Source organism: Proteiniphilum sp. UBA5384, from assembly GCF_002410825.1.
In the GTDB taxonomy this organism is placed as follows: Bacteria; Bacteroidota; Bacteroidia; order Bacteroidales; family Dysgonomonadaceae; genus Proteiniphilum.
Genome location: NZ_DHOS01000042.1, coordinates 1 through 23671, shown reverse-complemented (window position 1 = coordinate 23671; position 23671 = coordinate 1). Strand labels below are relative to the sequence as shown.

The following is a 23671-nucleotide window of genomic DNA, read 5'->3' as shown; positions in this document are numbered from 1 at the left end:
TTATTTACCTAATATATTGCATATCTCCTGGTTCACTTTTCTTACTCTCTCCTCATCCACTTTCACCAGTTTCCTGTCATAGGTCAATAATCCATTTACTTCAACTTCCACATCGGTAGTCTGGGTATAGACGGCTGCAGAAAATCCCTGGCGGATTAAATCTTTGAGTTGTTCGGCATATTTCACATACTCATCGGTCACCTCTTTCGCACTGTTAAACTGTACATAGCCCCAATTACGGTCGGGTTCCCAAAGATGTTCCTTATTAGCCCATCCTATCCCGCCGTATTCACCGAGCACGGTCGCACGTTGCGCATCGTAGAGATAGAGTTTGGGCGCAGGATATTGGTGCAGGTCGAGCATGTCTCCCACTGTGTAATGATTACCGCCACTGGCCGGATTCACCAAACGTGAAGGATCATATTGTTTTGTCCATTCGGTGATTTCTACTGTTTTGAACTGTCCCCACGCTTCATTAAAGGGCACCCAAACTCCTACTGACGGGTAAGAATAGAGATAATCCATGATCTCTTTCCATTCTTTACGGAAATTGGCTTCCGACTCGGCGGAACGTATCCTTTCATTGCCATCGAAATATCGATGCATCTGCCATTCAGGGCCTCTGTCTCCATTCGGCATATCCTGCCACACGATTATTCCATGGCGGTCGCAATGCGTATACCAACGTGCCGGTTCTACCTTCACATGCTTACGGATCATATTAAAACCAAGTTCCTTGGTCTTCACCACGTCATATTCCAACGCCTCGTCGGTGGGGGCAGTATAAAGCCCGTCGGGCCACCATCCCTGATCGAGCGGTCCGAAATGGAACAGATCTTTGTTATTGAGTTGTAAACGCACAATACCTTTGTCATCACGTTTCATGGAGTATTTACGCATTGCCGCATAGCTATCTACTTTATCGAGTTGCTTGTTGCCATCCCAAAGCGTAATTTCCAGATCATAGAGGTGCGGGCTGTCGGGCGACCAGAGTTTTACATTTTCCGGCATCGTGATTTCTACCGGTTGATTGTTGATTGATTGTCCGGTAGCTACTACCTTGGAACCGTCCTTTACTTTTACCTCTATCTTAGAAGTGGCGTTGCAGACATTCATCATAGTCTGGACGTCCAGCACATTTTTATCGATATCAGGCGTAATCCTGACATTCTCGATATGGGTTGCGGGTACCGGCTCCAACCATACTGTCTGCCATATTCCGGTTACCGGTGTGTACCAGATACCTTCGGGCTTGTTCACCTGCTTTCCGCGAGGTTGGTAGCCTTCGTCGGTGGAGTCCCATACTTTTACAACGAGTGTATTGTTGCCATTTTGAAGTGCGGGGGTAATATCAAAAGAGAAAGGAGTATATCCGCCGGTATGCTGTCCTACCTTCACACCGTTTACCCATACATCCGCTTTCCAGTCTACAGCGCCAAAATGCAGCAGCACTTTATCATTCTTCCATTTTGAAGGAACGGTAAACTCACGCTGGTACCATAATTCATTGTCGCTCCCCACACGTTTCTGTACGCCCGAGAGGCTTGATTCTACTGCAAATGGCACCAGGATCTGCCCATCGAAATTAGCCGGCTTCTGTTTCCCGACCGGAAGGATGGCATAATCCCACAATCCATTCAGATTCTGCCACTCACCACGCTCCATAATGGGTCTCGGGTATTCAGACAACACACTATTCACATCAATTTGGGATGCCCACCGGGTTTTAATTTTGTCTCCGGCAGGTTGCCACTGGGCTGAAACGGACAAAGTTGTCACGAGTAAAATGAATAAAACTAATTTCGATTTCATATTGATATTATTTTAAAAATTACACTTTTGAGTTCACGAAGATAGGCTTCTATAGAGAAATAAAAAAGTATAAATTGATCAAAAAATACAAATACAATCTCATTTCGAACACTGTTATTCAAAATCTTTAGGCAATATGCCGAATTGTTGTTGAAAACATTTGGTAAAATAAGAAGGAGAATTAAATCCGACCATATAACAGATCTCATTCACTTTATATTCTTTTTCTTTTAGCAATTGGGCCGCTTTTTTCAAACGCTCTACCCTGATATATTCATTAGGAGTGAGATCCAATATACCTTTTATCTTCCTGTAAAAACTGGCACGGCTCATATTGAACTGCTCTGCCATATCTTCTACAATGAATCCTGAATTATTGAGATTCTCCTGTACGATTGCATATAATTCTTTAATAAATTCTTCATCAGACTTGGTACGTACTATACTATGAGCTCCTATAAACGGATTTTTCAGAAATGTCTCCCGCAGTTTTTCCCTGTTCTTCAACAGATTGGCAATCTGTGCCATCAGTACTTCCAAGGAAAAGGGCTTATCGATATAGGCATCGGCTCCTGTTTCAAATCCCTGTACTTTAGATTCCACATTTACTTTCGCAGTGAGCAGGATTACCGGTATATGACTGAATTCAATATCAAGTTTTATCCGGTTGGTTAATTCCAAACCATCCATGCCGGGCATCATAATATCGCTTACGATGAGGTTTACATTTTCTTCACGCAGTATCTCCAATGCTTTAACCCCGTTCTCTGCTGTCTTTATATGATAGTGTGAAGATAGTAACTTTTCTTCAAACTGCAATAATTCCACGTCATCGTCCACCAAAAGGATGGTATATGCTGCAGCTGCTTTTCCAGGATTGATGTCCGGTTCATTTTTGACTTCTCTCGGTTCTCTCTCCCTATCCGACACAGGTTTATCGATTTCGCCAATCGGCAATGTAAGATGAAAACAGATCCATTCATTCCCATCTTCCAAAATCAACGTTCCTTTATGCAGTTGGGCTAAAGATTTGGAGAGCGCCAGTCCGATTCCCGTACCTGCAGCTTTCCCTACCCTCTCCTTATCAAGATGTACAAAAGGTTTAAAGATTTCCTCCCTATACTCAGGAGGTATCTGCTCCCCGTCGTTTTCGGTAAGCAGGTGAAACATCTCCTGTGTTTCGTCCGCTTCAATAAATGCCTTTACGCGCACGGTACTATAACAATACTTCACAGCATTGCTCAATAAATTACTGACAATTTTCAGAAACGCTTCCTTATCAAGGGGTACGAAAATATCGTTGTCTGGCAGGTCAATTTCAAAAGTCAAGTTGCGCTGCCTTGCCAACGGGGTGAAACGCAGGAAGGTTTCCCGGATCAACTCCGAGGCATTTTGTCGGGTCAGATGCAATGAATAAGCATCGGATTCAGTTTTGCGAAAATCCAGCAATTGATTGGTCAGGTTGAGCAATCTATCGGTATTTTTACTCATAATTTGCAGGTTCTCCTTCACATTATCAGTTACCTGCTCGGTCATGATCACATGATCGAGCGGAGCCTTGATCAATGACAGTGGAGTTCGTATCTCATGTGCGACACTGGTAAAGAAATCAATCTTCGAGCGGTATAATTCCCGCTCCTTCTCCTGTTCAAAAATTCTCATTTTGCGCCGCCGGGAACGCTGTTCTTTCATATTCAGGAAACGAAACAGCAGCACAACCAACAGCGAAAACAGCAGTAAATACACCATATAAGCCCATCCGCTTAACCAAAACGGCGGACATATCTGAATGGCAAGCGTTTTTATATTCGTTCCATCGGCATTCACTCCTTCTCCATTCAATTGAACAATGAGGTTGTATTTCCCCGGCATAAGGTTTGAATAGACGATATCCTGCTTACCCTTGATATGAATCCATTCTTTATCAAACCCATCCAGCTTATATAAGATATCATCGGTATTCAAATTAGAGTAATTGAGTATCGCATATTTCAATCTGACAGAATTTTTATTATACGGCAAAACCAATCCGTCGGTATAAAGGATACTTTCCTTTAATAACGACCCTTCATCAGCAGGGGTTATCTTCTCATTCTTCACAAATAATTCAGTAAAGGCAATAGGCACATTCAGTTCCCGTTCCCTAAAAGCCAAAGGGTTAAAACGCACAAAGCCATCGATGGAGCCAAAATATATAGTCCCCTCGGAGGTCCTGTAACTCGATTTAAAATTGAATTGATTGGTTTTTAACCCATTACTTACAGTATAGTTTCTAAAAGTGCTCGAAGAGGGATTAAAACAGACCAGACCGGAATTGGTGGATAACCATAGATTGGCATTATCGTCCTCTACTATTTGATATACCACATCATTAGGTAACCCTTTACTACTGTCTAATATGGTAAACTCTTCCGTATCCCTGTTGAAAAGGTACATTCCTCCTCCTTCGGTTGCCACCCATAACCGTTTCCGGCTATCCTCAAAAACGCTTGTCAGCTTATTGTATAATCTGTTTCCGGCACCGGAAGGATCATACAGGAAAACATCCCATTCTCCTGTAACGGGGTCATATCGGTAGAGCCCCTTGGTAAAGGTGGATACCCATATTTTCCCATCTGTATCCTCAAAGATATCCTGCACATAAACTCCCTGAAATTCTTCAATCCGGGTAAAGTTGTCTTGGTCATAATTATATATATTCAATCCCGAAAGGTTCCCTATCCACAATGTATTCTGACGATCCTTATGGATGGCATAAGTACTGTTATGGCTGATGGAGCCTGGATCATCCGACTGCAGGTAAGTAACCAATTCGCCGGTTTTCAGGTTATACCGGTTCAATCCCTTTGAAAATGTGCCGACCCAGAGATAATCTCCATCGGCATACAGGGCATGTATATTGGTATAGAGCGATTGTAACGGTGGAGGCAACGGTAAAAACTCATTTTGCACCGGATCGAACAAATTCAGTCCGCTATCCTCCGTTCCTACCCATATATTTCCGTGGGGAGCGCCGCAGAACTCGCGTACCCGACTACCATTCATCCGATTTTCTCCTGCCACCGGATAGAATAGTTCGAATTGATTATATTGATTGGAATAATAATCCACTCCTCCAAAAAACGAACCTATCCATATTCCTCCATCCCTGTCTCTATAAATTGAGTAAATGGCATTATCAGACAGAGAATAGGGTATATACCTGTTATGGCGGAGGTTTTCCACTTCTCCCGTTTCAGTATAATAAATATACAATCCCGATTCACTGCCGATCCAGATAGTCTGCGGATCAACTCTTGCCAGGCAACGTGCAAATATGGGTTGACCCTGCGCATCTTCATCCAGTAGAATCCGATGGGTCATATTGACGGTATTTACACTTATAATACCTTTTGTGGAAGAAGCGATCAACAGTTGATTATACTCATCCGCCACCACTTTCCATACTTCTCCGGTATCATATACCAAATCGGGATCATCTTTCAGTTGAAACTCAGATACCTCTCCCGTTTTCTTATCAATCCGTACGAAAGGGTGATTATAAGGAAATGCCCAAATATGGTCATCCCTTCCCAGACAAAGACTTATCATCTGCATTCCGCCGGGCGACCAGGGAATAGGATAATGAGTGAGATCATCTTCTTTGAAATTATAACAAAAAACCCCTTTCTCCTCCACCGATATCCACATATCCCCGTCGTTATCCAGTATGATATCACTGACTACACCGTCCATTGACAGATGACCGGGAGTTGTCTTTTCGAAATGGTTGAACTCCTCTCTGCGGGAATCATATATATAAATTCCGTCATCCGTTCCAAGCCAGAGATTGTCATTTTTATCCTGAAGGATGCGGTGGAATACATTATCCCTCAGTTTTCCATCGGGAGAAGACTTAAATATCCTGAACGTACTACCGTCAAAACGGTTCAGCCCATCCTTTGTGCCGAACCACATAAATCCCTGATTGTCCTGAAAGATTGTAAAAACAGTATTTTGGGACAACCCGTTATTGATGTTGTAATGTTTGAATGAATAGGGCACACAGAATAATTCTCCGCTATTCATCATCAAAGCAATGAACAGCAGAATAATAGAGTGTATATTCTGTCTCGATTTCTTCACAGGTTACCGGGGAAGCTCTTCTACTACCATGGGCTGGATGAAACCTCCACCAAGGGATACAACGCCGTCTTTTACCGACATGTCCACTATATAGGCATTGCGCGGATGTACTTCCGTCAGGCTGTTATGTGCGTGAAGAACGTAACGCATGTTCCCCTCTTTATCATAAAAAGGAGCACCATGGCCAACGCCCGCCAATCCGTTATTTTTATGCAAGACCGGGTTCTCCTCATATTTTTTCCACGGTCCGAAGGGAGTGTCGGAAGTGGCAAAACCCACCGCATAATCCTGGCTTCTGTAATCATTGGCCGAATAGAGCATATAATAGAGGCCATCTTTCTTAAAGACGGAAGGGCCTTCTGCTACTTTTCCCTCTATAGACTCCCATGTCTCTTCTGCCTTAATACACTGGGTCAATGTCTCTTCTTTTATTTCTTTGAGATTGTCTTCCAGTTCCGCACACCAGATAACATTGCCGTCGGTAAAACGTACAAAATAAAGGTAAGCCTTGCCGTCTTCGTCAAAAAAGACAGAGGTATCAATACCTTTTTCGTCACGGATCGGTTTCTTTTCATCTTGCTTAAAAGGGCCCAACGGAGAATCGGAAGTAGCTACACATATATGCTCTTCGGTTGAATAGAACATATAAAATGTCTTTTCCCTTTCTACATAATAGACTTCCGGCGCCCAAAAATTTTTATTGCCATAAGAGTTCGTATGACTCAACGACAATGCTGAAGCCCGTTCCCAATATTCAAGATCCTTCGAATAGTACACATCGAAGCCATTCCCTATATTTGTCCCGTAGATATAATACATATCGTCATAGAGCAAGATATAGGGGTCTGCCAGCGGCACGGTTTTCGACACAACCGTGAGTGAGTTTTCAGGGTCCGAAGTTTGCGTATTTTTGTTGGAACCACTTTCTTTACAGTCCACCAAGGCAATAAGCGGGAACAATAGGAAGAATAATGTAAAAAAAATTTTCATCTGATTATTTTATTTTTTATTAAAAACAGGGCGAAAAGCGCCGTTGGAAGCTTGTTGATTTTCTACATAGGGCCATCCTTCCTCATCCCAAAAAACACGATCCAATAACACCTGTCGCTGTGCCTCCAACCTATCCAGCTGATATGCATGATACAGCATCCATGTATTTTTTTCGTCATCTTCCTGCAAAACAGCGTTATGCCCGGTACCCACAAATTGATCGTTACCTTTAATGAGAACCTCATGGGCATTGTCCAACATTCTCTCGCCTTTCTTATTGACATAAGGTCCCAGCAGGTTTTCGGAACGCGCCACAACCGTGGTGTACGTGCTATTCGCACCTTCACAACAGGTTCCGGTGGAAGCGAACAAATAATAATAACCATCACGCTTCCAAAGGTTAATCCCCTCATAGGCTGTGCCAGCTATTTGTCGCTTTGTATCCATCTTCGGGGTAATCACCATATCGTCTGTGATTTCCAACTCGATAATGTAAATACCGAAAAAACTCCCCCAAAGCATATAATATTTCCCCTCTTCTTCATAGAAGAACTGATCGATAGAATTTTCCACATTCACCTCATGACTGTCGAAGACTGTTCCTTTTACGGTAAAAGGACCCGCCGGTGAATCGGATAGGGCATAACCAACTGTACTCACCCAATGGTTTCCCCATTTTGCCAAAGAATAAAACAGGACATATTTATCCTTGACATACACAATTTCCGGCGCCCAGATGCTGGCATGCAAACCTTCCTTATTATCGATAAAATCAGGACGGGTACTATTGGTAAATGCCGTTCCGACTTCCTCCCACTCTACCAAGTCTTTCGATTTGAATATCGGCAGATTCCGGGTATCTTCTGTGGCATACAAATAATAAGTTCCATCTTCCGTGCGGATCGCCGTGGGATCGGGAGCAGCCCTGCGTATCACCGGGTTGTTATACCCTATTTGCGAATCGTCTACTTCGGGAACCGGCTGTTTTTTCGTATTCTCCGAACTGCCGCATGCAGCAAAAAAGATGCTTATAATCCCTATGACAAGATATCTCATTTTCATAATTTTCCCTCTTTTAAATAACACAAAGAATCGCAAAAATAACACTTTTTGATGAGATTTTAATAAACCTGATACGGCGTAATGATATTGTCGACATCCACGGAAATCTTATAGATCCCGTCAGATTTTTTTTCGCGAACCAGCGGGACAATCCGAGCCTGCCGCGCGTCAGGGTTATCACCTTCACCCCATACATGGTACACATAATAAAACTTACCATCCTTGGCCTCGAAAATATCTCCGTGACCGGCACCTTTCTCACCCACGATATCACGGCGGATGATAGGATTGCCTGAATACTTCGTCCAAGGTCCTATCGGAGAGGAAGCAGTGGCATACCCCACGGCATAATCCGGATCCTTGTAATGATTGGCAGAATAGAAGAGGTAATACACATCGTCCCACTTCACCACTGTAGGACCTTCCATGATCCAACTGCTGTCGTAGTTATACATTCTTTCCCACGGCTCGGTGAGTTCCAAACATTGTTTCAACGTACCTGAATCGATGGTTCCCATCTCCATGTTGAACTCTGCCACCCAAATAAAGTTACCACCCCCGAAACGCACATGGTAAAGGTAGTACTTCCCATCATCGTCCTTGAAGAGAAAGGGATCGATGTTTCCTGCTGAAGCATCTATCGCCCCCTTGTCTTGCAAGAAAATACCCGTCACCGCATCCGCATGAGCTATCGCCACCCGCTCGTTAGCCGTGTACAGGAAGTAGTACATGCCGTTTTCCTTGTACCATTGTGGTGCCCAAAAGCCCGTCGTGCCGTATGTGGAACCCCATTCCGGGCCCAAGATGAAGCGGTAAGTGTCCGTTGTACCTGTGGTCCACTCCAGTAAATCGTCAGACATCAGCATGGTAAATCCGCGCGACGATTGATTGCTTATCTGCGAAGTACCCGACATATAATAAGTTCCGTTATCCAAAAAAATAGTCGGGTCAGCATAAGAGATTTTCTGCGTTTTCGTTGTGATCGTACCGTCGTCTTTTTCCTCGTCCGGCAGGATATTTTCCGCGTTGGAAGTCCCGCAGGAAATGAAAAGACCTATGACAGCCGCCATCCATAAATATTTCATTTTGACTCCGTCGATTACAAAATAATTCATGCTCATTTCATATCATTCATATTTTCGAAATAAAATTCAGTATAAAAGAGGGGATGTATCAGGCACCCCCTCTTTTTTCGACATTGCAGGACAAATTAATTATATTTCGGATTCTGCGTAAGATGGTCTATTTGTACGGCATTGGCAGGGATGGGCAATATCCAATAGTTATCACCGCCCCATTTATAAGAGTAAGTCACCTTGCCCCACCATTGGCTCATACCGTTCACAACTCCACTATCGTCCGTTGTCGGAAACTTAAGGTCTTTCCATGTCTTCCAACGGAGTTCGTCGAAAAACACTACATCCTCAGCCACCAGTTCCCAGTGGCATTCGTTCATGATGCGTTCCTTCAAGTCATCCTTATCTGTCACCTGGGTGTATGTATTGGAGTTCAAAAGTTGCGCACCGGCACGGCTGCGCACTTCGTTCACTTTCTCGATGGCATCGCTCATCTGACCGGCCTCGTTCAAGGCTTCGGCCCACAACAGCAATATCTGTCCGTAACGAATGAGCGGGAGGTCAACCGGCGAATAGTTCACAATAATTTCCATGCCTTCACCCACGAACTTACGGTTGGTATAGTAGGCCATGGCAGTGATGTCGGTGGCGTAATCATACGTAGGAGCATTCAGGGTACGATAGGGGAAACGATACGTGTAGTCCCTTGCCGTTCCGCTGATACCACCCGAATATGTGCTGTATGGCGTTACAACAGATGCGGCAAGACGCGGGTCGCGGTTGGCATAAGCCTTCAGGATTCTGGCTTCATTGCCGCTCTCCTGATATTTGCTCATGTCCGCACCGTTATTCTTGGCGTTCGCATATTCCGAATCGGTAAGACCGTCGCGATAGAAATACACGGCACGTTCCGCAGGAGTCATGTTGCTGTAGCCGGGAATATAATCATCCCAATTGAATGGGCTCCCGTCGGCATTCTCATAAGAATCCACGAAGCGGGGGTTGACGATGTAGTTCGTCCATCCGAGACCTACGCCCGAACCGTCATCCGGCAGGCAGCGGCTTCCGTAGAAGTGGTTCTTCTGGTGAGAACTGCTACCGTTGTCCGCATCTGTACATTGGATAGAAAAAATCATCTCGTCGCAGCGTTCATTTTCCAATTTGAAAAGTTGCTTGTAGGAATCCGCTCCACTCCCCGTGTAAAGGGCGTAACCGCAATCTTTCACTGCCTGAAAGTCATTGATGGCTTTCTGCCACTCTTCTTTCCACATGTAAATAATGCCGCGCAAGGCATAAGCCGCTCCTTTGGTTACGTGTCCGTAGTTGCTGTCATTGCTGCTGTATTTCTCCGGCAGGTTCTCGTCTTCGATACAAAGCGTGAGGTCTGCAACCAGGTTATTCCACATCTCCTCCTGTGTGCATTGTTGAGCATCCTTGGTGTCATCAGTGCTGCTGAGCGCCATCGTATAATAGGGTATATTACCATAGAGGGCATTCAAACGATAATACCACCAGGAGCGCAGGAAGCGGGCTTCCGATATCAGGCGTGACCTCTGGCTCTCGTCCATATCCGTCACGTTGGGCATATTCTCTATCACATCATTGGCGCGGAAAATACCGGCATAGTACACCTGCCACCAGCGTGTACTTCCACGATCATTGCTGGAAGTATTGTTGCCCAATAGGGGTCCTAAACCACCGACCCAATTGGCATCAATGTCCATCATATATGACCAGCAGTCCCACCAGCCGAGCCAGGCATCGTCATACCCGTAATACAACATGTTGTAAACGCCGTTCACGGTCTGTTCCGCCATCGTGGCGTTTCCCCACACGGCACCTGAAGATGCCTGGTCCAACGGTGTCACGTTCATATCCACGCATCCCACGCAGCACAAGCCCAAACAAGCAGTCAGAGCCAGCCGTCCATATAATTTCTTGATTGTTTTTTTCATTGAATCGTCTCCTCTTTTTTAGAATGTAACATTAATACCGAAAGCATATTGCCGAATAGGCAAATAACCGTTTCCTGCCACCATTTCCGGATCAATCCCCTTAAATTTGGTGATGGTCAGCAGATTTTCACCCGTAGTATAAACGCGCAAGTTCTGTACATGAAATTTTTGCATCCATTTGGCGGGAAAAGTGTAACCGAAGGTCAGACTCTTCAATTTCAGATAATTGCCGTTATGCAACCACAGTTGGCTGGACGTTTCGGTCTGGGCGGTACCCCCGATTGTCAGGCGCGTATGCTTGGCATTAATGTTGGTACGCGGGTCTGACGGATTTTCGGGATCGTAGAAGTAGTGATCATTCGCCACATCTTTCCCGATGCCATAGGTACGTGTCAAACGGGTGCTGTTCAAACTCTGGTCCCACCAGGCGATCTTGAAGCCTGCCGCACCTGACCAGTTCATGGAGAAGTCGAATCCCTTCCATGATGCACTCGCCTGGAGACCATAGTAATATTTCGGTGTAGGAGAATAGCCTTGGAAGTCGCGGTCGTTATCTTCACCATAAACACCGTCACCGTTAAGGTCGGCATAAATAACATCACCGTACCAGATTTCACTTTTTCCGATGCCTTTTGCCGGATAGAACTCATAGCCTTCAGCCACCATGGCTTTTAACCATGACATATCTTCCTCTGTACGAATCATGCCGTCCTTGGGACCGCCGTTCAGATTCACCGATCCATCGGTATTGAAGTAACTGCCGTCCCCTTTATAGAGGTTGAGCATATAATATTCGTTAATGGGGTGCCCTTCAAGCACGCGTTGGTCACCACCTGTAGAAACATCACCAATATTCGTGGAATAGACTCCATCCGTCCAGCCGCGTACCAATGCTCCTTTATAGTTCGTCACCTCATTTTTGTTGAAAGAGAAGTTGGTGTTGACACTGTAATAGAAATCCTTCACATGGTCACGCCAGCCCACTGACAGTTCGAATCCCCGGTTTGTCACCTCAGCGATATTCTGGAAAGGAGAGGTAAAGTAAGCCAATGTAGTGGACAAAGAAGGCTGATAAAGGATACCGTCGGTCACCCTGTTGTACAATTCCATGGTAACATCCAAACGGTTCTTCAACAAGGTTGCGTCCAAACCGATGTTGGACACGGCCGTTGTTTCCCACTGCAAATCGGGATTAGAGAATGAAGACATTCCAAAACCGGAACTCACGCTATTTCCGAAAACATAGCTCCTGACAGCATATAGAGATTGGTACGCGTAATAATTACTGATGGCACTGTTACCAAGCTTACCCCAAGAAGCACGCAGTTTCAGGTTATCGAAGAAATTGAGTTCTCTCATAAATTCCTCTTCCGAGATACGCCAACCGGCAGAGAAAGAGGGGAACGTCCCCCACCGGTTTTCCGGTGCGAAACGGGAAGAACCGTCGTAACGTAAATTGGCTTCGAAGAGATAACGGGAATCGTAGGCATAGTTTATGCGGCCAAACCAGGAACGCGTGGCCAACTCCCTCCCATAACCGCGGATATAGCTGGGCTCCGTCATGGCGTTGAAGTCAGTCAACGTGGGGTTTACCATACCCTTCTTGGAGATATCCACTTCATTCTTCCACCAGCGGTATTCTTCATAACCGGCTAATGCGGACAGGTCGTGCTTGTCGTTGAATGTCTGGCTATAATTCAACACAGCATTGCTCTTCCAACTCTGTTCGTGGTTACGCCAGTCGTATACCTGGGCTTCCGACAGCTCTGCCGACGTGGGAGCATGGTTCGTCACCGTTCCGGTCAGGAAGTTCATACGCGGTTTGTAATCCGAATCATACAAAGTGTGTTCGTTGCGGAAGTTGTCGTAATAGAAATTATAGGTGAAGTTGAAATACTTCAAGAAGTCTACCTTCACATACGGGTTCACATAGAACTTGGTCTGCTTTTTGGTACCTTTCTGGGTATCGATAAAGTAAAGCGGGTTGGTGGCCGAAGCATCTTCTTCGGTAGATGTCACGGCACCATAATAACCGTCATAGAAAGGGTAGGTTCCAGGGTTTGCTTTCTTCATTTCAATACCGGTCAGATTGTCAACGTTGTTACGTTCCTGATCGGTATGATAGCCCCATGCACGCATTCCCGCTGTAATGAAGGGGTTGATTTTGGATTCCACATTGGAACGCATGTAATACTTCTGCATGCCCGAGTTAGGAGCAATACCCGGATTGTCCAGGTAAGTCGTGCTGAAATTATAATTGGTACGCTTCTCTGAACCCGCCACCGAAACGGTGTGTTCCTGCATCCATTTGGGATTGTAAAGCTCGTCATACCAATCGGTGTTCGGATAGGCTACGTAGTTGGGGTAGCCCGAAGCAGAAATGCCGTTGGGGTCTTTTTCAGCCGCCCGCCACGCGTCGATATTGCTTTGGCTGTATAGTGTAGCGGTACCGCTCCCCTCGGCTGCCTCGTTAAAGAGTTCCATATAGTCGGCATAGTTGGATACCTGCCGTATCAGCTTGGCAGGGGTGTTCAGCGAAAACTTGCCGGAATAAGTCACATTGGTTTTACCATCTGTCGCTCCTTTCTTGGTTGTCACCAAGATCACACCGTTTGCAGCACGGTTTCCATAGATAGCAGAAGAAGCAGCATCTTTTAAAATGGAAATGTTGGCAATATCATTCGGATTAATTTGGTTTAATTCCATTTCCATACCATCCACCAGAATTAACGGACTGGACGTATTCAACGTACCTATACCGCGAATCGAGATGTTTGCCTTCTCTTCGTTAGGTTTTGCCCCTGTAGTCATCACGTTCAAACCGGCCGCCATACCCGAAAGAGCATTTGCCACCGTGGTCACGGGACGAGAAAGCGCCTGGTCTTCGAAATTCACCGAAGACACAGATCCCGTCAGATTGACTTTCTTCTGCGTACCGTAACCCACTACCACCACTTCTTCCAATAGTTCAGCATCTTCTTCTAAAACGATTTCTAAATTGTTTTGTCCATCGACATTTATCGTTTCAGTCTTCATGCCAACATAAGAAACTTCAATCGTAGCATCGGGGGAGACATTTGTCAGTGAGAAATTGCCGTCAATATCTGTTATCGTTCCATTTATTGTATTTTTAACCTGAACCGTAACACCAATTAAAGGATCTCCATTTACATCTTTTACGGTGCCCCTCAGCGTAATACTTTGAGCAAACAGCCCCAAGGAAAATATCCACAATAAAGTGAATAACATCCCTTTCATAGATTTAAAATTTGTTGCCATTTTCATTCTTTCATTTTGTTTTAAATTACAAGTTTCAAGTAAAAAGATTTATAAATAAGTACTTACATAATTCCATTGTTACCAAAAAGTGTGTTATATTCAAGATGGAAGAGAGTCTTATCTTTAAAATTTTTTATTTCTAAACAAAGAAATCACATTTTTCACCTTTGACCTGTCATAATTGTCTCAAAATATAGTATAAAATGATCATTATTTCAGAAAATATTGATAAACAAATAGTTACAATATGTTTTTTTCGGGGGGGCAAGTAAAAAATTCGACCACAGCATCACACATATTTATCCAAGGGGCCTACTCAACAACAAATAGCAGAACTATTTGGAGTAAAGCAACTAGCTATATCTAAACATTTAAAGAATATATTTAGTAGCGGAGAACTACAAGAAAGTTCAATTCATTCTATTTTGGAATATACTGCCGCTGATAGAAAAATATGGTCTACTTCTATTTTAAAGGAGTATTTGCTAAAAGGTTATACTATCAATCAACACATGGAAAGATTAGAGAAAAGTGTGGCCGAACATGGTAAAAAAATAGATTGCCTATAATGGATAACCATAAACAAAAAGCGACCGGAGAGTGCCTCCTGGTCGCCAACTATTATATATCGCTGCAGCATATCGCTACAATTCGTCTTCAATTGTCCTGATCTTTTTCTCTAATAAAAGTAATTCCGACTTAAGCCTTTCAACTTTCTGGTTCATATCATCCAGCAGGTTATTCCCTTTTTTAGAAGAAACTGAAAGGAATCCTATATTATTTTCGTATGTCTGTAATTCACTTTTTATCCGTTCATATTGTCTTACCAGTTTCTCCCGTTCCCTGAACAGCTGTCCTTTTGAATTATCCGATCGGGCAATATCGGAAATACTACTCTTATAAGCTTCCAGCCTGCGTTCTTCCTTATCAATATTCAATCTCTCGAATTGGCCTTCAGAAGCATCGTAAAATTCTTTATAAAGACGGTCCTTCATTTTATACGGGACATAGCCGATCTCATACCATTGATCCATCAGTTCGCGAAGTTTCACAACCGCTTCTTCAGCTTCCAGAGCGGTATCTAACTGTTTAATCTGCTCAATGATCACTTTTTTCTCATTCAGATTTTTCTGTTCCTGGTCGTATTGCGAAGAAGTATGTAGTTTCTTCTGTTCAAAGAAATAATCACAAGCTGAAATAAACCGTTTCCAGACACTGTCAACATGTTTATGAGGGATAATACCGATAACCTTCCATTCTTTCTGGATATCAATCATTTCACGAGTTGTATTTTTCCAGTCCTGACTATCTTTCATAGCCTCGGCACGTTCACAGAGGGCAATTTTCTTTTTCAGGTTTTCCTCCATCTCTCCGCGAAGAGATTTGTAAAATTCGTTTTTGCTCCTGAAAAAGAAATCACAAGCAGCCCGGTAACGTTTATATATTTTTGTATTCCATTTGCGGGGCACAAATCCTATCTGTCGCCATTGTGACTGTATATCGAGCACCTCTTTTACTTTATTATTCCAGTCTTTCACCGATTTAAGCTGGTCGTAATCGATTGCTTCGAGTTTTTCACATAGCGCAGTCTTTACTTCAAGGTTTTCATTTTCCTTTTCCCTCAACTGTTCAAAATGGGCTTGATATTTTTTATTGATGCGGGTGGATGCTTCTTTGAAACGATTCCAGATTTCTTCTCTGTCTTTTCTGGAAACCGGTCCCACGTCTCTCCATTCCTGATGTAGATTTTGGAGTTGGTGGAAAGCCGAAACCACATCCGACTCGTCGTCCAGTCTCTCCGCAGCTTCACACAATTCATTTTTTAATTCAAGATTTTTCTTGAAATCATATTCCCTGAATTCGTTGTTGATACGTACCAGATCATAAAATTTCTCTACATACCGCTGGTATGACTTCCATAACTCGTTTACTTTCTCTTGTGGAAGCAGTTTAATATCATTCCATTCCTGTTGGAGCGTTTTGAACTCCTGGTATACTTTATTGAAATCTTCTTGTCCTTGCGATTCAGTCAGAACTTTGATCTGCTCGATAATCGCCAGCTTTCTGGCAACATTTTTCTCCTTCTCCGCCTCTTCCTTTGCAAGGATATCTGCCCGTTTCTCCTTTATTTTTTGAAGAAGGTCTTTTCCTTCGGTATAAATATCCAACTCCTTCCCCATAAAATCAATCTCTTCTCCCCCATTGGCAAGAAATTCTTGTTTCTGAGATTCGGTTTCATCCCTTAAAGAGCGGTAGAACTGATTCTTATATTCATCGATATCCTTACGTTTCGGATTATCTGAGTTCAACAGGTCTCGTAATTTGCCTACAATTTCATCAACCGGGAGCAGGATTACAGTTGTATCATCTGAGAGGGAATCTTCATCGGCATCATCCTCATCTTCTTCAGAATCTTCCACACCATTACTATCTTCCAGATCGTAGTCGATAGATGGTTCTTCTTCTTCTTCAGTGCCGGGAGTTTCTTCAACTAACTCCACGACCTCTCCGGATTGCTCTTGTACAATTACTTCACCGGAAACAATTTCTTCCGGTTCTGTCAAATCATGTCTCTCCGGTTCCTCCGTGGAGGGTGTTTCATCAGCTTGAGGGATCTCTACCGTTGAATCCTTTTCCGAGAATTCAGACTGGAGGTCTTCATTGTTTTGTTCTTCGTTAACAGATAATTTTTCGTTCTCAAGATTGTTTTTCGTATTCATCAGTAGCCCCTTCATTTTACCCGGTAGTAGAAAACCGGGATGTTGCATTTCAATTTTATTCTTTTAACAATAAGATAGCAATTTTTATCATTCGCCTACCTTTTCAAAAGTAATACAAATTAACGCAATATTTTTGTGATTTCATACGATTAGTCCATTTTTTTCATTTTTCCCTGAAAAAGATATTGATCGGGGTACCAGAGAAATTCCAGTTTTCCCTCATTCTATTTTCCACAAAACGTTTATAGGGTTCTTTAACCCATTGCGGGAGATTACAGAAGAATACAAATGAAGGCACCTGGGTATTCGCTAATTGAGTGATATACTTCACTTTTACAAACTTACCTTTATTCGATGGAGGAGGGGTTCTAGCTATGATCGGCAACATCACTTCATTCAGTTTACTGGTAGGTACTTTGCGTTTCTTATTCTGATATACTTCTTTGGCGGTATCCATCACTTTCAGGATTCGCTGTTTTGTGAGTGCCGACCCGAAAATAATCGGAAAATCGGTAAAAGGCGCCAGACGTTGACGAATAGCATTTTCAAATGTCTTGATTACAATATTGTCTTTTTCCTCCACAATATCCCATTTATTGACGAAAACGACCAGTCCCTTCCGATTCTTTTGTATCAGTGAAAAAATATTGAGATCCTGACTTTCAATTCCACGGGTAGCATCGAGCATTAGAATACATACATCTGCATTCTCTATAACCCGTATGGAACGAATCACGGAAAAATACTCCAGATCTTCGGTCACTTTTCCTTTTTTACGGATACCGGCAGTATCGATCAGGTAAAAGTCCATGCCGAATTTATTATAACGCATATTGATAGAATCACGCGTAGTTCCGGCAATATCGGTTACAATGCTCCTCTCCTCCCCGATCAAGGCATTAATGATAGAAGATTTTCCGGCATTAGGACGACCTACTACCGCAAATTTGGGAATATCATCCAATTCATCTTCGCTATTGTCTTTTGAAAACAACGTCAGGATATAATCGAGCAGGTCACCCGTTCCGGAACCATTGATGGCAGAAACGCTGAATGGATCACCTAAGCCAAGCGAATAAAACTCTGCGGACTGATGGGCTAAATCAAAATTATCCGATTTATTGGACACTACTGCCACCGGTTTTCCCGATTTACGCAATATCAATGCGACTCCTTCATCGAGATCGGTCAATCCGTGCATGACATCCACCACAAACAAGATCACATCTGCTTCTTCTATGGCTATACGAACCTGTTTATTAATCTCATCTTCCATCACGTCATCGGAATTCACTACCCAACCTCCGGTATCGACCAAAGAGAATTCCTGTCCCCCCCAGAACACTTTCCCATACTGGCGATCACGTGTGGTTCCGGCCGTCTCTGTCACAATGGCTTGCCGGGTTTGTGTCAACCGATTAAAGAGGGTGGATTTCCCTACATTGGGACGTCCTACTATCGCTACTAAATTTTGCATAATTTTTTTTGAAATTAGAAGTGAAGAAGTGAAGAATAAATTATCGAGATTAATCTCATTAATCCAGTCGATATCCAAAAGCTTTGAGCATATTATCTCGATTCCGCCAATCTTTTTCCACCTTCACATAAAGTTGCAAAAAGGCCTTTTTCTCAAAGAATCGTTCAATATCCTTCCGTGCCATGGTCCCGAGTCTTTTCAACGACTCCCCTTTATGACCGATTACGATTCCTTTCTGGGAATCTCGTTCCACCATCACAATCGCCCTGATACGAATCAGGTCGCTCTCCTCCTTAAACTCCTCTACTACCACTTCAATAGAATAAGGTACTTCTTTCTGATAAATCAGTAAAGCCTTTTCCCGTATAATCTCTGTAACAAAAAAACGGGCCGGTTTGTCGGTAAGTGCATCTTTTTCGAAATAAGGAGGCGATTCGGGTAACAATTCCAGAATACGCTTCTGTACCACATCTATACTAAAATTGTTCAGTGCAGAAATAGGATATATCTCTGCCCGTGGCACCAGATACTTCCATTGGGTTACCATTTTTTCCAATTCCTCCTGATTGGTCTGGTCTATTTTATTGATTAGCAATAAGATTGGCAAATTCAACCGCTGTATCTTACCCAAGAAGTCATCGTTTTTGTCAATTTTCTCCACCACATCGGTCACATAGAGCAAAACATCGGCATCGTCCAAAGCAGACAGGGAGAAAGTCAGCATCGACTCCTGCAACTTATAATTGGGACGGAGTACCCCCGGCGTATCGGAATAAACTACTTGGTAGTCGGGCGTATTGACAATACCGATAATACGGTGGCGTGTAGTCTGTGACTTTGCTGTGATGATAGAGATTTTCTCCCCTACCAACCGATTCATCAATGTAGATTTTCCTACGTTGGGATTCCCTACGATATTGACAAAACCGGAACGATGTTGTTTATCCTGTGGCATAATTACAACCCATTATAACGAACCATTCCCAATGCATTTGTCACTTTTCTCCTTTAGTTTTTCACTTTTCATTTCCCATCGTACCCCCACTTCAGGTAAACCGCCCCCCAGGAGAAACCGGCACCAAAAGCTACCAGGATAACATTATCCCCTTTTCTGAGCTTAGGCTCCCATTCCCACAGGCAAAGCGGGATGGTACCCGCACTGGTATTTCCGTAACGTTCAATATTAATCATCACTTTTTCACGGGGTAATCCGGTACGATCTATTGTTGCGTCAATAATGCGCATGTTTGCCTGATGAGGGACCAGCCATTGAATATCATCAGCCGTCAGGTTATTTCGTCGCATAATATTCAGCGATACTTCAGCCATACGTGAAACGGCATGCTTGAAAACCACTTTTCCGTCCTGGTGTACGGTATGCTCTGAGTTTTCAACCGTTTCGGCTGTAGCGGGAAATTTACTCCCTCCGGCTTTCATTTGCAAAGGTTGATACCCTACCCCATCGGTATGAAGTTCAACGTCGATAATACCGATATTTTCTTCCGTAGGCTCAATCATTACCGCTCCTACGGCATCACCGAAAAGGGGACAGGTAGTGCGGTCTTTATAATTAGTGATGGATGACATCTTATCGCCCGCCAACAGGATGATCTTTTTATATTTACCTGTCTGGATAAGACCATTGCAAATTTCCAATCCATATACAAAACCTGAACAGGCAACTTCCATATCAAAACAAAAGGCATTTTTGATACCATTATTCTCGGCCACGATGGATGCGGCCGAAGGAAAAATATGATCGGGAGTTGACGTAGCGAAAATAACCGCATCGACCTCTTCAGGTGCCGTCCCGGTTTTGACCAGCAATTCCTTTACGGCCATATTGCCCAATACAGAAATACCCTGCTGTTCACCTTTTAAGATCCGCCGTTCTTTAATCCCTACCCGGGTCATTATCCACTCATCGGAAGTATCCACAATGGTAGACAACTCTTCATTGGTAAGAATATAATCCGGCACCTTCGCGGTAATTCCCGTAATTAAGGCGTTTAATTGTCCCATCCTCTTAAAAAAATAATAATTGAAAAAAGACCCTGAAAGACTTATTTTGACGTTTCAGGGTCCTACTATTTTTGTAAACGAAAGACCAATTATGCTGTTACGTCTTTCTCAATAGCTAGTTTACCTCTATAATAACCACACTCACCGCAAACAGTGTGATAAATATGCCATGCACCACAGTTAGGGCAAATTGCCATGGTAGGCAGTTTGGCATGATCGTGTGATCTTCTTTTTCCTTGTCTTGCAGAAGACTGTCTTCTTTTTGGATGTGCCATTTTTATATTTTGTTTTTAATGTTTATATACTCAGTTTTCTTCCAGGTTCAATCCCTTGAGTGCATCCCACCGCGGATCATTGTCCTGAGATTCTTCTTCATCCGAAAAATCATCATCGGTTACATCTATGTCATCATCATCCTCATCGTCTGCGCTGACAGCCCGATGTTTTCGTAATTTTGAAGAGACAATCCTGTTACACTCACCTGCCGGATGCACATGCTTAATAGGAATGGTCAGGGCAATAAACTCGTACAGGAACCAGGCAATATTGATTTCACCTTCCTCTTCCGGGATAATTACTATTTCGTCGCTCTCTTCGGAATACTCTTTACCGAACTTCACAATCAGACGGCTATGAGTATCCACATCTAAGTTCATATTATCCAGGCAGCGTGTACAGGGTATCTGCACAATTCCTTTCAGATCGAAATTAAATTCGAAAGTAGATGACGTTTTCCGCACTTTAACCGTCACCTTTACGTTACCTTTCCTGACTTCGTCACCGTCAATAGCGTCGAAGAATTTCCTATCCAGCTCATACTCATAGGTATGTACTCCCTCGGAAAGATTTTTAAGGGAAATATTGTACAAACTAAATTTTGCCACGTTTTTTCCTCAAAATAAAGCGGTGCAAAGATAGTAATTTTTTCTTACGATCTGCTGCATTTTTTCAAAATTCTCTTCGAGGCTTTTCAATAGTTTGAATTGCGCTTCGGTTCTTACCAGATTGTGTTCCGGATAAGCGATCTTATAATAGGTATCCCCATCGATATAATCCGTAAAGAATCGCACCATCTGCATATAGGTAAGCAGCTTGGCACCGAAGGCAAGATTCTCTATTTCTACATCGGTAAGGAAAGAGGCTGCATTCTTCAGATAACCCTTCGCATACGCTTCAAAAATATCAAGATCGACAGATACGTTATCAAGGTTCTTATCATCTTCCGCGCCGGTATTGGCTCCGGTACGAATGAAATCACCAAAATCCGAGAGTACATACCCCGGCATTACGGTATCCAGGTCCACCACACAGAGTACCTTATCATCATTATCAAACAAAATATTATTTACCTTAGTATCGCAATGGTTGATGCGTTTGGGTAGTTTCCCTTCGCGGTGTAATTTTTCCGCTTTGCACATCTCTTCCGCACGGTCTTCAATTGCCTTCACCAATCCAGCCACTTCATCCAATCGTCCCGCCTTATTGGTCTTCACCGCTTCGCGAAATGTCCCTAAACGTGCTTCCATATTGTGGAAATCAGGAATAGTCTCGAACAGCGGCTCTCCCGGAAGATCAGCCAGCATCTTCTGGAAATCGCCAAAGGCCATCCCCGCACGGTATGCCAGGTCAGGATTAATCACATCATAACTTTTACTATCTTTAATAAAATCCATTACCCGCCAGTAGTCCCCCGCATTATCCTGATAGGAAAGAGTTCCATCAAGTGTAGGAATCAAAGTAAGCACGCGACGCTGAATATCGCCAACACCCTGTTCTTCCAGTTTTTTACGAATATGTTGTGTCACTCTTTGAATATTGTTCTGCAGTTGCGCCACATTTTTAAAGATGTGATGGTTGATCCGTTGCAACACATATTCCTTTTCACCCGATGCCACTCTGTATGAATCATTGATATGTCCTTTACCAAGCGGTTTTATCTCCAGGTCAGCATCATTTCCTATAAATTTGGAAACAACCTCTTTCAATTTGTTTATCTGGTCCATTCTATTTTTAGATTTTGTTTTAGTTTTTATCCTTTATGTTATCCGAAAGGTCTATTCTTCTTATTCCAATTCCAATAGTCCGAAAAATTGGGGAACATGGAAATTCGGTTTAGGCAAGTCTATGGGATTCCAGCTTAAGAAGTGCGGCTCAACAGTCTTATCACCACATTTATAGAAGTTAGCCCTCATTCTTTGTCCGGAAAGAGATTCATACATATCAAAGCCCAAGGCATTTTTGGGTATTTCCAAATACATGGTCCAGTCGCTCATTTGCCGATCTTTTTCATATCTGTGACAAATAGTTCCAAACCTGAAAATACTTGGCAACTCATGGGTCTGCCGTTCACCCTTTTCTCTTGACTCATGCCGACGGGAAAGGAGCACTCCCAATATATTGCATTCGAAGTTGCGGTAACCGGTTTCATTTTCCCGTTGCATAAAGAACTCCACGCAGCTGTCCTCCCATACCGGCCCGAAATCTTCAGTATTTGCTGCACGTATGGCTTCCCCGATCACCGTATAGTAAAGGTAGAGCGTTTCTCCGTCGTGCGCTGCCCGCACTGTTACAGGCAAGCTCTTAGGAAAATCCGCTCTCCAGTTGACCTGATCGATAGGAGCTTTCGCCCCGGTTTCGTGAAGCATTTTTATCTTATCGAATATCGTTTCAAGGCATGCAATATTCTGTTTGGGCACATGGAGTGTTCTCATATCTATAATTTTCCCCAAAGATATTCTTTTTGGCGAAAACGGGCAAAAAAAAGTAACATACTTCCAACAAGATTGGCGGCATGTTACTTCCGAGTCTAACGGTATTCTTATTTCAATGAAAACTTCACAATGGATTTTATATCTTTAATATACAACTGGACAATCTCTGCTCCTTTCCGATATCCTCTGTTTTTTTATTTTTGCTGAAAAGGTAATCGTTCCATCTTGTGGCACAACAAAACACGGCAGAAGGATTAAGGCCATGGATGCATCTAAAAGTTTACAATAATTTTTTGTGATTAAAACTCTATTTATTTTAACTGAAAAAGGTTGTGCACTATTTTATGCAATATGACTGACTTTGCTAATTTTGCAGCGCAAAAGTCTGTTTTTATTTCAATTCAATCTCTTCCACGGTTGGTTTATAATATCCTTCAGTCCT

The 23671-nt window shown here is 43.2% G+C and carries 15 protein-coding genes and 1 pseudogene; 1 reads left to right on the top strand and 15 read right to left on the bottom strand.

The annotated features are described in order from the left end of the window. The 7 genes from B4G81_RS08595 to B4G81_RS08565 form a co-directional block, all read right to left on the bottom strand. Nucleotides 1-1812, bottom strand: coding sequence for a glycoside hydrolase family 2 protein (locus tag B4G81_RS08595; protein WP_294081580.1), 1812 nt, complete (start codon nucleotides 1810-1812; stop codon nucleotides 1-3). Between the two features lie 114 nt (nucleotides 1813-1926). Next, on the bottom strand, nucleotides 1927-5937 hold the full coding sequence (locus tag B4G81_RS08590; protein ID WP_294081579.1) for a two-component regulator propeller domain-containing protein: 4011 nt from the start codon (nucleotides 5935-5937) through the stop codon (nucleotides 1927-1929). 3 nt (nucleotides 5938-5940) lie between these two features. Then, nucleotides 5941-6927: a glycoside hydrolase family 43 protein gene (locus B4G81_RS08585; protein ID WP_294081578.1), complete on the bottom strand. Its 987-nt coding sequence runs from the start codon at nucleotides 6925-6927 to the stop codon at nucleotides 5941-5943. 9 nt (nucleotides 6928-6936) lie between these two features. Continuing rightward, nucleotides 6937-7989 (bottom strand): family 43 glycosylhydrolase, encoded by a 1053-nt coding sequence (locus B4G81_RS08580; RefSeq protein ID WP_349678743.1) that lies wholly within the window; start codon nucleotides 7987-7989, stop codon nucleotides 6937-6939. Between the two features lie 59 nt (nucleotides 7990-8048). Continuing rightward, nucleotides 8049-9104, bottom strand: coding sequence for a glycoside hydrolase family 43 protein (locus B4G81_RS08575; RefSeq protein ID WP_294081577.1), 1056 nt, complete (start codon nucleotides 9102-9104; stop codon nucleotides 8049-8051). 95 nt (nucleotides 9105-9199) lie between these two features. Further along, on the bottom strand, nucleotides 9200-11020 hold the full coding sequence (locus tag B4G81_RS08570; protein WP_294081576.1) for a RagB/SusD family nutrient uptake outer membrane protein: 1821 nt from the start codon (nucleotides 11018-11020) through the stop codon (nucleotides 9200-9202). Between the two features lie 18 nt (nucleotides 11021-11038). After that, a complete protein-coding gene (locus B4G81_RS08565; protein WP_294081575.1) occupies nucleotides 11039-14299 on the bottom strand; it encodes a SusC/RagA family TonB-linked outer membrane protein in 3261 nt (1086 codons plus the stop codon). Between the two features lie 314 nt (nucleotides 14300-14613). Between B4G81_RS08565 and B4G81_RS15330 the strand changes: the two are divergent. After that, a pseudogene (locus B4G81_RS15330) lies at nucleotides 14614-14751 on the top strand (cell filamentation protein Fic); the annotation flags it as partial. Nucleotides 14752-14943: 192 nt separating this feature from the next. Here B4G81_RS15330 and B4G81_RS08560 read toward each other — a convergent pair. The 8 genes from B4G81_RS08560 to B4G81_RS08525 form a co-directional block, all read right to left on the bottom strand. Continuing rightward, entirely contained in the window at nucleotides 14944-17067 is a 2124-nt protein-coding gene (locus tag B4G81_RS08560) for a DUF349 domain-containing protein (RefSeq protein ID WP_294081574.1), read from the bottom strand. Between the two features lie 115 nt (nucleotides 17068-17182). Beyond that, nucleotides 17183-18496, bottom strand: coding sequence for a ribosome biogenesis GTPase Der (gene der, locus B4G81_RS08555; protein WP_294081573.1), 1314 nt, complete (start codon nucleotides 18494-18496; stop codon nucleotides 17183-17185). A gap of 58 nt (nucleotides 18497-18554) precedes the next feature. After that, nucleotides 18555-19451: a GTPase Era gene (gene era, locus B4G81_RS08550; RefSeq protein WP_294081572.1), complete on the bottom strand. Its 897-nt coding sequence runs from the start codon at nucleotides 19449-19451 to the stop codon at nucleotides 18555-18557. Between the two features lie 68 nt (nucleotides 19452-19519). Beyond that, nucleotides 19520-20518 (bottom strand): beta-ketoacyl-ACP synthase III, encoded by a 999-nt coding sequence (locus B4G81_RS08545; RefSeq protein WP_294081571.1) that lies wholly within the window; start codon nucleotides 20516-20518, stop codon nucleotides 19520-19522. An 89-nt stretch (nucleotides 20519-20607) separates the two neighbouring features. Further along, entirely contained in the window at nucleotides 20608-20793 is a 186-nt protein-coding gene (gene rpmF, locus B4G81_RS08540; protein ID WP_294081570.1) for a 50S ribosomal protein L32, read from the bottom strand. Nucleotides 20794-20823: 30 nt separating this feature from the next. Further along, entirely contained in the window at nucleotides 20824-21402 is a 579-nt protein-coding gene (locus B4G81_RS08535; protein WP_294081569.1) for a YceD family protein, read from the bottom strand. Between the two features lie 9 nt (nucleotides 21403-21411). Then, on the bottom strand, nucleotides 21412-22521 hold the full coding sequence (locus B4G81_RS08530) for a phosphotransferase enzyme family protein (RefSeq protein WP_294081568.1): 1110 nt from the start codon (nucleotides 22519-22521) through the stop codon (nucleotides 21412-21414). A gap of 60 nt (nucleotides 22522-22581) precedes the next feature. Continuing rightward, nucleotides 22582-23247, bottom strand: coding sequence for a carbohydrate-binding family 9-like protein (locus B4G81_RS08525; RefSeq protein ID WP_294081567.1), 666 nt, complete (start codon nucleotides 23245-23247; stop codon nucleotides 22582-22584). Nucleotides 23248-23671 lie beyond the last annotated feature (424 nt).

Coding starts and splice junctions, on each gene's coding strand:
- B4G81_RS08565 (WP_294081575.1), bottom strand. CDS start 14,299: ATGGCAACAAATTTTAAATCTATGAAAGGGATGTTATTCACTTTATTG.
- era (WP_294081572.1), bottom strand. CDS start 19,451: ATGCCACAGGATAAACAACATCGTTCCGGTTTTGTCAATATCGTAGGG.
- B4G81_RS08585 (WP_294081578.1), bottom strand. CDS start 6,927: ATGAAAATTTTTTTTACATTATTCTTCCTATTGTTCCCGCTTATTGCC.
- B4G81_RS08580 (WP_349678743.1), bottom strand. CDS start 7,989: ATGAAAATGAGATATCTTGTCATAGGGATTATAAGCATCTTTTTTGCT.
- der (WP_294081573.1), bottom strand. CDS start 18,496: ATGCAAAATTTAGTAGCGATAGTAGGACGTCCCAATGTAGGGAAATCC.
- B4G81_RS08560 (WP_294081574.1), bottom strand. CDS start 17,067: ATGCAACATCCCGGTTTTCTACTACCGGGTAAAATGAAGGGGCTACTG.
- B4G81_RS08575 (WP_294081577.1), bottom strand. CDS start 9,104: ATGAATTATTTTGTAATCGACGGAGTCAAAATGAAATATTTATGGATG.
- rpmF (WP_294081570.1), bottom strand. CDS start 20,793: ATGGCACATCCAAAAAGAAGACAGTCTTCTGCAAGACAAGGAAAAAGA.
- B4G81_RS08595 (WP_294081580.1), bottom strand. CDS start 1,812: ATGAAATCGAAATTAGTTTTATTCATTTTACTCGTGACAACTTTGTCC.
- B4G81_RS08545 (WP_294081571.1), bottom strand. CDS start 20,518: ATGGGACAATTAAACGCCTTAATTACGGGAATTACCGCGAAGGTGCCG.
- B4G81_RS08530 (WP_294081568.1), bottom strand. CDS start 22,521: ATGGACCAGATAAACAAATTGAAAGAGGTTGTTTCCAAATTTATAGGA.
- B4G81_RS08570 (WP_294081576.1), bottom strand. CDS start 11,020: ATGAAAAAAACAATCAAGAAATTATATGGACGGCTGGCTCTGACTGCT.